The following is a 13,471-nucleotide window of genomic DNA, read 5'->3' on the forward strand; positions in this document are numbered from 1 at the left end:
AAGGAACAACATGCTTCAGGCACGTGTCGCACTGAACCCTGTCTCGGTGGTGGCGCCCGTCAGCCGCCGTACCTTCGGATCGTTCGTCGAGCACATGGGTCGCTGCGTCTACACCGGGATCTACGAGCCGTCTCACCCGCTCGCCGACGAGGACGGCTTCCGCACCGATGTGCTCGCCCTCGCCCGCGAGCTGGGCGTCACGATGGTGCGTTACCCCGGCGGCAACTTCGTCTCCGGATACCGCTGGGAGGACGGCATCGGGCCGGTCGACCAGCGGCCCCGCCGCCGGGATCTCGCCTGGCGCAGCATCGAGACGAACGAGGTCGGCATCGACGAGTTCGCCAAGTGGGCCGAGAAGGCCGACGTCGAGATCATGTACGCGGTCAACCTCGGCACCCGCGGCGTGCAGGAGGCACTCGACGTGCACGAGTACGTCAACCATCCGGAGGGGACGCATCTCTCCGAGCTGCGTCGCGCCAACGGCGCGGAGAAGCCCTACGGGATCAAGCTCTGGTGCCTCGGCAACGAACTGGACGGGCCCTGGCAGACCGGACACAAGACCCCTGCGGAGTACGGGCTGCTGGCGGCCGCCACGGCCCGGGCGCTGCGATCCGCCGAGCCCGATCTGGAGCTCGTGGCGTGTGGCAGTTCCAGCTCGGCGATGCCGACGTTCGGCTCCTGGGAGTCGACGGTGCTGGAGCACGCGTACGAGGTGGTCGACTACGTGTCCTGCCACGCGTACTACGAGGAGCACGACGGCGACCTCGGCTCGTTCCTGGCCAGCGCGGTCGACATGGACCACTTCGTGAACAGCATCGTGGCCACGGCGGACGCGGTCGGCGCCCGGCTCAAGAGCACGAAGAAGATCAACCTGTCGTTCGACGAGTGGAACGTCTGGTACCTGTCCCGCTTCCAGAGCGCGCCGCTCCCGAAGGAGTGGGAGATCGCCCCGCGGGTGATCGAGGACCAGTACAACGTCGCGGACGCGGTGGTCGTCGGCAACCTGCTGATCTCGCTGCTCCGGCACAGCGACCGGGTCACCGCCGCCTGCCAGGCGCAGCTGGTCAACGTGATCGCCCCGATCATGACCGAGCCGGGCGGACCGGCCTGGCGGCAGACCATCTTCCACCCGTTCGCCCGGACCGCCGCGCTCGCCAAGGGAAACGTGCTCCGCCTGGAGATCCAGAGCCCGGTGTACGAGACCGCGCGGTACGGCGAGGCACCCGTGATCGACGCCGTCGCCACCCACGACCCGGCCACCGGCGACGTGGTGGTCTTCGCGGTGAACCGGGACCAGGAGCAGCCGGTCGCGTTCACCGTGGACCTGAGCGCGTTCGGGACCGGCCTGACGATGGCCGAGTCGTGGACGCTGACCGACGACGACGTGCGGGCCGGCAACACCCGGGACGAGCCGGAGCGGGTCACGCTGCGTCCGCTGGACGCGGTCACCGCCGACGCGGGTTCGGTGACGCTGGTCCTTCCGCGCGTCTCCTGGTCGGCGGTCCGCCTGACCCGCTCCTGAAAAACTGTTATCGGCCGGTGGGAAAAACGTCCGCATTAAAGGGACCTTAAACAGCGCGATTTTCCGGTGCCGCCCTTTGAATAATGGCGATCGTCCCCGATTGTTCATTCTTCGAAGGGTGGCACCCCCATGCCCAGAAAACGAAGTCTCGTCCTGGCAGCCGCGGCCACCACGGCCGCCCTCGCCACCACCTGGATCGCCCTGCCGGCCTCGGCCGCCGCACCGACAGCGAGCCTCCGCACGGTCGCCGACTGGGGGAGCGGCTGGCAGGACGAGGTGACGATCAGCAATACCGGCGCGTCCGCGATGACGTCGTGGACGGTGGAATTCGATCTGCCCGCCGGGTCGTCGATCGGCAGTTTCTGGGAGGCGGAGATGGCCGCTTCCGGGAGCCACCGGACGTTCACGAACCGCTCGTGGAACGGCGCTGTTCCGGTCGGCGGGACGGTGACGTTCGGGTTCGTCGGCAGCGGCGGCCAGCCGGTGAACTGCAGGCTGAACGGAGCGCCCTGCGGCGGAGCCCCCGCCGCGACGGTCCCGGCGACGACAGTCCCGGCGACGACAGCCCCCGCCGCGACAGCCCCCGCCGCGACAGCTCCCACGGCGTCGGCCACGGCGCCGGCCGCGACCGCGCCGGCCGCGACCCCCGCCAGCGCGAATCCGACGAATCCGGAAAAGGCCGAAGGGCTCCTCCCGCTGACCGTCACCAACGACAGCGGCCGCGACGACGACGTCTACCTCTACGTACTCGGCACCGACCTGACGACCGGCAAGCTCGGCTATGCCGAGAAGTCCGGGACGTTCACTCCATGGACCGGCGGCGGGGCCGTCCCGGCTCCGGCTCCGGACGTCTCCATCCCCGGGCCCGGGATCAACGGATCCACCACGATCCAGATCCCGGAGAACCTCTCCGGCCGGATCTACTTCAGCTTCGGCCGCAAGCTCGACTTCCGGGTGACCGCCGGCGGCCTGGTGCAGCCGGCCCCGTGGGCGGGCGGCGACCCGAACCGCGACATCCTCTTCGACTGGAGCGAGTTCACCCTGAACGACTCCGGCCTCTGGCTGAACAGCTCCCAGGTCGACATGTTCGCGGTCCCGCACGTGGTGAGCGTGAGCAACGGGACCCGGACGATCCGGACCGGCGAGGTGAAGCCGGGCGGCCGGCAGCGGGTGATCGACGCGATCACTGCCGATTCGGCGTTCGCGAAGAGCGTTGTGACCGGTTCTGACGGCACCGTGCTGCGCGTGCTGGCACCGGGCAAGGCGGCCGACGCCGGACTGATGAGCCCGTCCTACCTCGATCCGTACATCACGAGCGCGTGGTCCGCCTACCGCGACAGGACGCTCACCGTGGTGCCGTTCACCGATCAGCCGGGCGTGAAGTACCTGGGCCGCACCAGCGGTGACGTCCTGAGCTTCACGGACACCGCGGGGAAGACCGTCGCGTCGTTCACGAAGCCCTCCACCGCGAACGTCTGGGGTTGCGACGGGGCTCTGGCGGCGCCGAACGACGCGGTGGTCGGCCCGATCGCCCGGACGCTGTGCGCGGCTCTCCAGCGCACCACCCTGGGCCGCCTCGACACCCAGCCGAGCGGCACCGCCACCGACTTCTACCAGGGCGAACTCACCAACGTCTACGCCCGGGAGATCCACGCGAACATGGTCGACGGCAAGGCGTACGCGTTCGCCTTCGACGACGTGCAGAACCAGGAGTCGCTGGTGCACGACGGCGATCCCCAGGCGGCGGGGATCACGCTTACCGCGTTCTGACCCGACAGCTATCGATGGAGCCCACTGTCCTACACGGTGGGCTCCACACCCGCATTATGGGATGAATCACCCGTCCCTCACAGAATTCTTGTGCCGGGGTCGATCCGCTGGTCGCGGCATGTTCCGGCCGCGCCGAACCCGGCCGTCGCCCCCCGACGCGACCCGATCAAGTTTCCAACCCGAGTCCGGCCGGTTAGCCTCCCCTCAGTTAGGTAAGGTTTACCTTATTAGTGGAGGCCACGTTGGAGGGGTTCGCGTCCCCGCATCTGTTCTCCGGGTCCACTCTCGACAGCTACACGTCGGGGGTCTGGCATGCATCGGCGCTGCTGGCGGACCGGGTGAAGGCAGTGCGGCAGCCGTACTCCGGTGCATCGGTCACCGATCTTCAGGCTCAGGTCGACGCCGTCGACCTCGATCGTCCGCTCGGTGACACCGGCGCCGCGTTGCACGAGGTCGCCCGGCTCTATCTGGACAACGCCATCTGGTTCCACGAGCCGACGTACGTGGCGCACCTGAACTGCCCGGTAGCCATCCCCGCCCTCAGCGCCGAGGTCCTGATCTCCGCCGTCAACTCCTCGGTGGACACCTGGGACCAGAGCGCGACGGGCACCCTGATCGAGCGCCGGTTGATCGACTGGACAGCGGGGCGCATCGGCTTCGGCCCGGGCGCCGACGGCATCTTCACCAGCGGTGGCACCCAGTCGAACCTGCAGGCGCTGCTCCTGGCCCGCGAGGAGACGCTGGCCGGGATCGACGAGCCGCGGGACGCCGTGCTGTCCCGGCTGCGGATCTTCGCGACCGCCGAGAGCCACTTCAGCGTGGTCAAGTCGGCCGGCATTCTCGGCCTGGCCGCGGACGCCGTGGTCGCTGTCGCGACCGACGGCGACGGGCGGATGGATCCGGGTGCGCTGGCGGCGGCAATCGACGGGGTACGCCGTGACGGCGCGCTCCCGATGGCCGTGGTCGCCACCGCCGGCACGACCGACCTGGGGCGGATCGATCCGGTCGCCGCGATCGCCCCGATCTGCGCCGAGCGGGGCATCTGGTTCCACGTCGACGCCGCGTACGGATGTGGCCTTCTGGTCTCCACCCGCCGCCGGCACCTGCTGGACGGCATCGAGCAGGCGGACTCGGTGACCGTCGACTTCCACAAGAGCTTCTTCCAGCCGGTCAGCTCCAGCGCGATCGTGATCCGCCGGGGCGAGACGATGCGCCGGATCGCGGTGCACGCCGACTACCTGAATCCGCGCACCGCGACGGTGCCGAATCAGGTCGACAAGAGCCTGCAGACCACCCGCCGCTTCGACGCGCTGAAGCTCTGGATGACCCTGCGGACGATGGGCTCCGAGCAGATCGGCGACATGTTCGACACCGTGGTCGACCGGGCGCACCAGGCCTGGGAGCACCTGCGCACCGACCCGGACTTCGAGGTGCTGACCGAGCCGACGCTCAGCACGATCCTCTTCCGGTACCGCCCGGAACCGATGAGCGTCGAGGCCTGCGACGAGCTGATGCCGAGGCTGCGGCAGGAGCTGTTCCGGGACGGGCAGGCGATCGTCGCCGGCACCACGGTGGGCGGCCACTACTGGCTCAAGTTCACCCTGCTCAACCCGAACACGACGATGGGCAACCTGAAAGACGTGCTGGACCTGATCCGAGGGATCGGGCACCGGCTCTCCGGCGAGACCACGACTGCGGCGGTGATGGCCTGATGCGTACCCATGACTTCGTCGCGATCGGCGTCGGGCCGTTCAACCTCGGCCTCGCCGCGCTGACCGCCGACCTGCCCGATGTGGACGGCGTCTTCCTGGAGCAGCGGTCCGAGTTCGACTGGCACCCCGGGCTGATGCTGGACGGCGTCACGATCCAGGTGCCGTTCATGGCGGACCTGGTCACGATGGCCGACCCGACCTCCCGGTTCTCCTTTTTGAACTACCTCAAGCAGGTGGGACGGCTCTACCCGTTCTACATCCGGGAGAACTGGTTCCCGCTGCGCGCGGAGTACAACGAGTACTGCAAGTGGGTGGCGAAGCAGCTGCCGTCGATCCACTGGGACACCCGCGTCGACACGGTCACCCACGACGGCGAGGCGTACCTCGTGCACACCGCGACCGGTGAGACGTTCCGGACGCGCAAGCTGGTGCTCGGCATCGGCACGGCCCCGCGCGTCCCGGCCGTCGTCGACCAGGGCCCGTACGTGCACAGCGCCGACTACCTGCCGAACAAGGAGAAGCTGCAGGCCCTCGACTCGATCACGGTGATCGGCAGCGGGCAGAGCGCCGCCGAGATCTACCTCGACCTGCTCAACGAGATCGAGACGTACGGCTACCACCTCAGCTGGATCACCCGGTCGCCCCGGTACTTCCCGATGGAGTACACGAAGCTGACCCTGGAGATGACCTCGCCGGAGTACATCCGCTACCACCAGGCGCTGCCGATCGAGACGCGCGACCGGCTCGGCCGTGAGCAGCGCAACCTCTACAAGGGGATCAGCGCCGACCTGGTCGACACCATCTACGACACGCTCTACGCGAAGAGCCTGCACGGACCGGTGCCGACCACCCTGCTCACCAACACCGCCCTCGAAGGCGTGATCTGGGACTCCGCGGAGCAGCGCTACACGCTGGCGCTGCACCACGCGGAGCAGGGCCGCTCGTTCACCGCGACGACGCAGGGCCTGCTGCTCGCCACCGGGTACGCCCCGCGCGTCCCGTCCTTCCTGGAGCCGGTCCGCGACCGGATCCGCTGGGACGCCAAGGGCCGCTTCGACGTGGCAGTGGACTACGCGGTCGACGTCGCCGGCAACGAGGTGTTCGTGCAGAACGCCGAAGAGCACACGCACAGCGTCAACGCCCCCGACCTCGGCATGGGCCCGTACCGCAACTCGGTGATCCTCAAGGGCATCACCGGCCGCGAGATCTACAAGATCGAGCAGTCGATCGCCTTCCAGCAGTTCGGCGCCCCCACCGCCGACATCCCCCGTCAACTGGTGACGTCATGAACCTCGTACCCCTGGATCTCCATCGCGACCTGGACCTTCTGCACGCGTGGGTGACCCACCCGCGCTCGCACTTCTGGGGGCTGCAGGGCGCCACCCCGGAACGGGTGCGTGAGGAGTACCAGAAGATCGCCGACAACCCGCACCACCACGCGTGGCTCGGGCTGGACGACGACGGAACGCCGATCTTCCTGGCCGAGACCTACGATCCGGCGCACAGCGAGCTGGCCGAGCACTACGACGTGCGGCCCGGCGACATCGGCATGCACGTGCTGGTGGCGCCGCCTTCCTCTGATCGGAAGCGGTCCGGTCTCACCTCGGCGGTGTTCCGCGCGGTGATGGACTTCTGCTTCGCCGACTCCCGGATCGACCGGGTCGTGGTGGAGCCGGACGTGCGCAACGAGGCGATCGCCCGGAAGAACGCCGAGGCCGGTTTCGTCGAGGAGCGGCACATTCAGCTGCACGACAAGGTGGCCCGGCTGAGCTTCTGCACCCGCGCCGCGTACGAGATGAGCGTCCCGCACCTGAACCCGGCGACCATGGAGATCGCGAACCGGCGGCTGATCGCGAAGGCGCTCGCGGAGTTCAGCCACGAGCGGCTGATCGAGCCGGAGCAGGTCGGCGAGAGCACGTACAAATTTGGAAATATCCGGTTCAGCGCGCGCCGGCTTCCGATGGAGCACTGGATCGTCGACCCGGCCTCCCTCGACGGTCCGCTCGACGCGCTCGACTTCATCTCCGGGCTGCGCGAGACCCTCGGCATCCCGGAGCAGCTGCTCGGCACGTACCTCGAAGAGATCTCCGCGACGCTCGCCGGCACCGCCTGGAAGCTGACCCACCGGCGGGAGACCGCCGATGACCTGGTGCACGCCGATTTCCAGACCATCGAAGCGGCGATGACCGAGGGCCACCCCGGTTTCGTGGCGAACAACGGACGGATCGGTTTCGGTCTGAAGGACCACGAGGCGTTCGCTCCGGAGGCCGGCCGGCCGGTGCGGCTGCGCTGGGTGGCGGTCCTCAAGAGCGAGAGCATCTTCGTGTACGAGGGTGACGAGCGCTCGCTGTTCGCCGCGGAGTTCGGGGCGGAACAGCTCGACCACTACGAGCGCCAGTTGCGCTCGCGCGGGCTGGACCCGGCCGACTACCGCTACCTGCCGGTCCACCCGTGGCAGTGGGAGCACAAGCTCGCGATCACCTTCGCCCCCGAGGTGGCCCGCCGCGCGATCGTCCCGCTCGACGAGAGCGCCGATCGTTATCGGGCACAGCAGTCGATCCGCACGTTCTTCAACATCGACCGGCCGGACCGGCACTACGTGAAGACCGCGATCGCCGTGCAGAACATGGGCTTCCTGCGCGGGCTGTCGCCGAAGTACATGCAGGTCACGCCGCCGATCAACGAGTGGGTCGCGAACCTCGTGCACGGCGACGAGGAGTTGCGTGCCTGCGGTTTCCAGGTGCTGCGCGAGCTGGCCTCGGCCGGGTACACCGGGGACGCCTATCACCGGACCGGCACGCCCAGCGCGTACACGAAGATGCTCGCCGCGCTGTGGCGGGAGAGCCCGCTTCCGCGGCTCGCCGAGAACGAGCGCCTGGCCACCATGGCCAGCCTGGTGCACCGCGACCGGGACGGGAAAGCGCTGGTCACCGCGTTGATCCGGGAGTCCGGGATCAGCGCGTCGCAGTGGGTGGCGACGTACTTCCGCGCCTACCTGCGGCCGATCGTGCACTGCCTGCTCCAGCATGATCTGGCGTTCATGCCGCACGGCGAGAACCTGATCCTGGTGCTGGAGAACCACGTGCCGACCCGGGTGTTCATGAAGGACATCGGCGAGGAGGTGGCGGTGATGAACGATCAGCCGCTGCCGCCGGAGGTCGAGCGGATCCGCATGATCACCTCGGTCGAGCTGAAGGAGCTGGCGCTCTTCACCGACGTCTTCGACGGGTTCCTGCGGCACCTCGCCGGCATCCTGGACAGCGACGGCGTGCTCTCCTGGGCCGAGTTCTGGGCGCTCGCCGGCGACTGCGTCCGCGAGCACGCGAAGGACCACCCGGCGATCGCCGGGCGGCTCGACCTGCTGCGGCCGACGTTCGCGCACTCCTGCCTGAACCGGCTCCAGCTCCGCAACACCCTGCAGATGGTGGACCTCGCCGACCAGGAGAGCTCGCTGATCTACGCGGGTGAGCTGGAGAATCCGATCGCCGGATGACTGTCTATCGCGACGACTACGGCATCCCGCACCTGCGCGCCGGCTCGGTTCTCGAACTGGCCCACCTCCAGGGGCGGGTGACCGCGATTGATCGGGGCCGCCAGCTTCTCGTGGAGCGGCTCCGATCAGAGGGCCGGCTGGCTTCCCTGGCCGGCCCCGACGAGGTGGAGTGGGACGTCTTCGCGCGCCGGGCGCGGCTCGACGACACCGCGCGCCGGTGCTTCGCGGAACTCTCCGGCGAGACGAAGGCGTTCCTCTCCGCCTATGCCGACGGGGTGCGGGCCGGCGGGATCGAGTGGCAGCCGTGGTCGTCGCTCGGCGTCTTCCAGGTACATCACATCCTGTTCGGGACTTTTCCCAACAAGATGTGGCGCGCGCACGTCGAACGTACCCTCGGATCCTCTGCTCTCTCCTGGTTCGCGATCGAGGGGCCGGGCGGCTCCGGGAGCAACGCCTGGGCGGTCCCCGGCGAGATCGCCGGTGATCCACATCGGCTGCTCGAACTGCCCGGCGTCTACCAGCAGATCCGGCTGGCCTGCCCGGAGTTCGACGTGGCCGGCCTGACCTTCCCGGGCGTCCCCGGCGTGCAGCACTTCGGCCACGCCGGCTCGGTGGCCTGGGCCATCACCAACGCGATGGCCGACTATCAGGATCTCTACATCGAGGAACTGCGCGCGACGCCGGCGGGGCTCGAGGCGCGCGGCGCGACCGGCTGGGAGCCGGTGGTCACCCTGCACGAGACCATTTCGGTACGGGGTGCCGACCCGGTCGCGGTGGACATCGTGGAGACCGCTCGTGGGCCGGTCATCTCCTTCGGCGACGCCGCGGGTGACGGTGTTTCGGTGAGTGGCGCTTCAGTGAGTGACGGTGTTTCGGTGAGTGGTGCTCCGGGGGGTGGCGCCTCCGGGCCGGCGTTGAGCTTGCGGACGCCCGCTCGGGTCGCCTCCGACCTCGGCTTCGACGCGCTGCTTCCCCTGCTGCGGGCGACCACCGCCGACCAGGTGGCCGACGCGCTGTCCCGCTGGGTCGAACCGGTCAACAGCGTCCTGATCACCGACGACACCGGCCGGGTCGTGCAACTCGCCGCCGGCCGGGTGCCGGTGCGCGACGACCGCAACCGCTGGGTGCCGGTGCCCGCCTGGGACCCGGCCTACTCCTGGAAGCCCGGCTGGGCGCCGATGGACCGGTTCGACGTGGACACCGCGGTGAACGCCAACGACCGGCGGCCGGACACCGAGGACCACGGCATCGACTTCGCACCGCCCGGCCGGGCCCGGCGGATCCGCACCCTGCTCGACGCAGGCGTGCCGCACGAACTGATCCACATGGACACGTCGATGCCCGCCGAGTCGGCCGAAGCGGGACGGCACGAGGCGTGGCGTTCCGCGGTGGCCCGCGCCCTCTGGGATCGCCCGGAGCTGAAGCCGCTCTTCACCGAGTGCGGTTACGACCGGATCTTCGCGCCCTGGACCGACCCGCACGGGCGGATCGGCCACTCGCTCGACGGGGTGCTGCTCGGCCTGGGCCTGGACCCCGCCGCCCTCGTCGACCCGGCCTCGGTCGAGGCTTCGCCCTGGGGCGAGCGGCATCTGCTCCACCCGATCCAGCTGCCCGGGCAGGAGGTGGACTTCCCCGAGGTCCGGCTCTCCGGGTCCCGGGACTGCGTGCTGAACACGTCGAGCGTCACCGGCGTGAGCGACAGGTGCCTGCGCGGCCCGGTCGCCCGTTATGTCTGGGACGTCGCCGACCGGCAGCGCAGCCGGTGGGTGGTGCCGTTCGGCGCGTCCGACGATCCGGACTCGCCCCATTTCCTGGACCAGTTGCCGCTCTGGACGTCCGGCGCCCTGGTTCCGCTGATCACCGACTGGGACCGTCTCGTCCCTGAGCCCGTTCCTGAGCTGGTCCCTGAGCTGGTCCCTGAGCCCGTTCCTGAGCTCGTCCCTGATCTCGTCCCTGGTCTCGTCCCGCAGGAGGAATCGTGATCATCTGCTCCGAGAAACTCCCCGGCCTGGGCGAACTGATCATGGTGCCGCTCGACCCGCATGCGCACGCGGAGCTGGTCCACAGCTGGGTGACGAAGCCCCGGAACCGCTTCTGGGGCATGACCGAGCACGCGGTCTCCGACGTCGAGGAGATCTACGCCTTCGTGGACGGTCTCGCGACCCACCACGCGTACCTGCTGCTGCTGGACGACGGCCCGATCGGCATCTTCCAGACATACGAGCCGGAACACGACCCGGTCGGCGAGTGCTACCCGGTCCGCCCCGGCGACTTCGGCCTGCACCTGCTGCTGGACGCCGGCGACCGGAACCTGCCGCACCTGACGAGCGCCGTCTTCCCGGTCCTGCTGCGCCACCTCTTCGCCGACCCGGCGCACCAGCGCATCATCGCCGAACCCGACATCCGCAACGAGAAGATGATCGCCCGCCTCCAGCGCGAGGGCTTCACGCTGGGCCCGGAGATCGACCTGGGTCACAAGAAGGCCCGGCTGACCTTCCTCACCCGCGCCGACTTCGAGGCGAACACCTGACCTGCCCGCCCCGACCCCGAGCCGTAGCCCAGCCCTGTGATCAAGCCCCGTTTACCGGCGTCAGCTACGGCCCGGACCACGCGGCCGTAGTTCACGCAGGCAAAACGCTCGGGTTACCGGCCTCGGCTACGGCTCGGACGGCGCGGCCGTAGTTCACGCAGGCAAAACGCTCGGTTTGCCTGCGTCGGCTACGGCTCGGACCACGCGGCCGTAGCTCACGCAGGCAAAACGCTCGGGTTGCCGGCCTCGGCTACGGCTCGGCGCTCGTTCGGGGCTTGCGGTGCGGCTTGAGCGCGCTGCGGTCCGGCTCACGGGGTGGGCCGGTAAGCGATCTCGGGATCCAGCAGTGTCACCCAGGAGGGGCGGTAGGGCGGCAGGCGGGCGTCCATCTCCTCCTGGAGGTTGGTGCGCCACGGGCCGGAGACGCCGTCGTCGTGCCACCAGGGCGGCCAGGAGTCGTACCGTCGCTCGATCTTGAACCCGGTCGCGCTGGTCTCCACCCGCAGGAAGAGCCAGCGGCCGTAACGGGGGTCGGACTCGGCCCGCCGCAGTGTCCGGACCAGCTCGGTGAGCAGGCGGAACGCGGTGAAGCGTTCCTCGTCGGGACGGTCGGCCGGTGGGCGCTCGCCGGGTTGTGAGCTGAAACTGGTGGCGTCCGCGTAGGCCAGCAGGGTGCAGCGGCCGTCGCCCTGTGGCGCGCGGTCCTGCAGCCAGGAGACCAGGGTGTCCAGCTCGCCGGTGGTCGGCGGCGCGGGCCGGCGCAGCTCGGCGGCGTCGTGCATGGCGGCCCAGACGAGACGGTCGTGCTCGCCCTGGCTGAGCCGGCGGACGCGGCGCATCGGCGGGCGTTTGCCGGGTGCGATCCGGGGCGCCCGGGTGCCGGGGAGCAGCCCGGCCCGAGCCGCGACCGCGAGCGCCGCTTCGCCGTCGGCCACGTCACCGAGAAGTGCCTGGAAATCCGCGGTGGTCAGCTCCGCTCGTACCCCGGCGGTCAGCAGGAGTGACGCGGCCTCGCGCGTGCCTCCGGAGATCATCGCGCTCAGCGCGGTGATCGTTCTTTCCGCGGTGAGCAGGGGCGCGAGCAGGTCGGTCATGCCGTCGAGCAGGCCGTCGCGGTACCGCACCCGGGACCAGCGGCCGTTCTCGTGCCAGATCACGAAGCCCAGCCGATCGTTCTCGGCGAGCGGGGACAACTCGGCCCAGGGCAGCCAGTCGGGGGCGCCGGTGAGCAGGTCGAGCGGGGGATCGGTGTGCGTGGTGGCGCTGTGCTCGCGGTGGTGGCCGTAGAGAACGGCACGCCGGCCGTCGAGCAGGGCGAACCGGGCCCAGCCACCGTCGCCGTCGTCGTGTGCGGCGCCCCGGTCGTCGATCGGCCACACCGTGGCGCGGCCGATGGCGGTGAGCGCGGCGCCGAGCGTCGCCCAGCGGGTCCAGAGCAGTCCGGGCGCGGGCAGGTCCACGTCGGTCAGCATCTGTCCACTGTGCCAAACGCGAGAGGGCGACCGTCACCCCGCCTCACCGGTTGCGGCTTCGTTGCCGCCGGGTGCGGTGTGGGTGCGGGCGGTCAGGGGCGCCGGGAGCAGGCCGAAGGGACCGGTGCGACTGACCCCGACCCAGAAACGGATCATGCTTACCCACGCTTTCGGCGCCATCGGCGCGGCCCTGTCCATGTCCATCGCCTGGCCCCAGGTCTACCGCTCCTGCGTGCGTCGCCGCACCAGCGGTCTGTCGGCCACCGCATGCATGCTGGGTGTCACGATGCCGGTCGGCTGGGTGACGTACGGTCTGCTGATCAGTGACCCGTTCCAGATCGTCACGAACGTCGTCGCCGCCTCGACCGGCCTCGCGATCCTGGTCGCGCTGCTGATCACCCAGCCGCGGCTGCGTTCCGGCCGGGCGCTGGCGACCAGCGGCGCGATGGCCGGCGGTGTGCTGCTGGCCATCCTCGGCATCGCCGCGCTGGCCGCGTTGCCGCAGGTCACCGGCCCGGCCGCGGCCGCGATGCTGGGCACGGTGCTGGCCGCCGTCTCGTTCGTGTCGGCGATCCCGCAGCCGCTGTCGCTGCTGCGCGACCGCACCCAGGACCTCTCCGGCCTCTCCCCGCTGCGCTGGCGGCTGGCCGCGGCGGCGTGCGCGTCGTGGCTGCTCTACGGCCTGGGCACCGGTCAGCCGGCGGTCTGGGCGTCGGCTCTCGTCGGCCTGACCAGCGCCCTGGTCGTCAACGGCGTGCTGTTCGCCCGCCGCCCGCGCCGCACCCGCGAGGTCGCCGCGGCGACCGTGTGCTGGCGGCACGACGTGATCACCCGCAGCCTGGCGACCGCCGGGATCTGACAGCGACATCCGAAGGGCCGGCGAAAGCCGGCCCTTTTCGCGTCCCCGATCGGGGGAGGCGCGGGCGTGCATCGTCCCCCTACGATGCCGACGTCGTACATCAAGGGGGCAAT

General features: G+C 69.9%; 9 protein-coding genes. 8 read left to right on the forward strand and 1 reads right to left on the reverse strand.

Annotation, left to right across the window (positions count from 1 at the left end; genetic code table 11):
• Positions 1–10 precede the first annotated feature (10 nt).
• The 7 genes from AB0F72_RS00730 to AB0F72_RS00760 all read left to right on the forward strand — a co-directional run bounded on the left by AB0F72_RS00730 (position 11) and on the right by AB0F72_RS00760 (position 11,027).
• On the forward strand, positions 11–1,522 hold the full coding sequence (locus AB0F72_RS00730; RefSeq protein ID WP_360422920.1) for an alpha-N-arabinofuranosidase: 1,512 nt from the start codon (positions 11–13) through the stop codon (positions 1,520–1,522).
• A 129-nt stretch (positions 1,523–1,651) separates the two neighbouring features.
• Positions 1,652–3,292: a beta-1,3-glucanase family protein gene (locus tag AB0F72_RS00735; RefSeq protein ID WP_360422923.1), complete on the forward strand. Its 1,641-nt coding sequence runs from the start codon at positions 1,652–1,654 to the stop codon at positions 3,290–3,292.
• Positions 3,293–3,558: 266 nt separating this feature from the next.
• A complete protein-coding gene (locus AB0F72_RS00740) occupies positions 3,559–5,004 on the forward strand; it encodes an aspartate aminotransferase family protein (protein ID WP_360423797.1) in 1,446 nt (481 codons plus the stop codon).
• The gene (locus AB0F72_RS00745) at positions 5,004–6,293 is read left to right on the forward strand and encodes a SidA/IucD/PvdA family monooxygenase (RefSeq protein WP_360422925.1); all 1,290 of its coding nucleotides are present in this window, start codon (positions 5,004–5,006) and stop codon (positions 6,291–6,293) included. Before AB0F72_RS00740 ends, AB0F72_RS00745 begins: the two co-directional genes overlap by 1 nt.
• Positions 6,290–8,497 (forward strand): GNAT family N-acetyltransferase, encoded by a 2,208-nt coding sequence (locus AB0F72_RS00750; protein ID WP_360422929.1) that lies wholly within the window; start codon positions 6,290–6,292, stop codon positions 8,495–8,497. Before AB0F72_RS00745 ends, AB0F72_RS00750 begins: the two co-directional genes overlap by 4 nt.
• Positions 8,494–10,479: a penicillin acylase family protein gene (locus AB0F72_RS00755; protein WP_360422931.1), complete on the forward strand. Its 1,986-nt coding sequence runs from the start codon at positions 8,494–8,496 to the stop codon at positions 10,477–10,479. The genes AB0F72_RS00750 and AB0F72_RS00755 overlap by 4 nt, the downstream gene beginning before the upstream one ends.
• A complete protein-coding gene (locus tag AB0F72_RS00760) occupies positions 10,479–11,027 on the forward strand; it encodes a GNAT family N-acetyltransferase (RefSeq protein ID WP_360423800.1) in 549 nt (182 codons plus the stop codon). The genes AB0F72_RS00755 and AB0F72_RS00760 overlap by 1 nt, the downstream gene beginning before the upstream one ends.
• Before the next feature lie 308 nt (positions 11,028–11,335).
• Here the strand turns inward: AB0F72_RS00760 and AB0F72_RS00765 are convergent, their stop codons facing one another.
• Positions 11,336–12,499 carry a hypothetical protein gene (locus AB0F72_RS00765; protein WP_360422934.1) on the reverse strand — a complete coding sequence of 388 codons (1,164 nt, stop codon included), beginning with the start codon at positions 12,497–12,499 and terminating at the stop codon, positions 11,336–11,338.
• A gap of 154 nt (positions 12,500–12,653) precedes the next feature.
• On the opposite strand from AB0F72_RS00765, the gene AB0F72_RS00770 reads away from it, so the two are divergent.
• On the forward strand, positions 12,654–13,358 hold the full coding sequence (locus AB0F72_RS00770) for a SemiSWEET transporter (protein ID WP_360422937.1): 705 nt from the start codon (positions 12,654–12,656) through the stop codon (positions 13,356–13,358).
• Positions 13,359–13,471: the final 113 nt, after the last annotated feature.

This window comes from Actinoplanes sp. NPDC023936 (assembly GCF_040639325.1).
Lineage (GTDB): Bacteria > Actinomycetota > Actinomycetes > Mycobacteriales > Micromonosporaceae > Actinoplanes.

Bases quoted from the DNA above. Each gene is read 5' to 3' on its own strand.
- AB0F72_RS00745 (WP_360422925.1), top strand. From the start codon at position 5,004: ATGCGTACCCATGACTTCGTCGCGATCGGCGTCGGGCCGTTCAACCTC.
- AB0F72_RS00765 (WP_360422934.1), bottom strand. From the start codon at position 12,499: ATGCTGACCGACGTGGACCTGCCCGCGCCCGGACTGCTCTGGACCCGC.
- AB0F72_RS00735 (WP_360422923.1), top strand. From the start codon at position 1,652: ATGCCCAGAAAACGAAGTCTCGTCCTGGCAGCCGCGGCCACCACGGCC.
- AB0F72_RS00770 (WP_360422937.1), top strand. From the start codon at position 12,654: ATGCTTACCCACGCTTTCGGCGCCATCGGCGCGGCCCTGTCCATGTCC.
- AB0F72_RS00750 (WP_360422929.1), top strand. From the start codon at position 6,290: ATGAACCTCGTACCCCTGGATCTCCATCGCGACCTGGACCTTCTGCAC.
- AB0F72_RS00730 (WP_360422920.1), top strand. From the start codon at position 11: ATGCTTCAGGCACGTGTCGCACTGAACCCTGTCTCGGTGGTGGCGCCC.
- AB0F72_RS00755 (WP_360422931.1), top strand. From the start codon at position 8,494: ATGACTGTCTATCGCGACGACTACGGCATCCCGCACCTGCGCGCCGGC.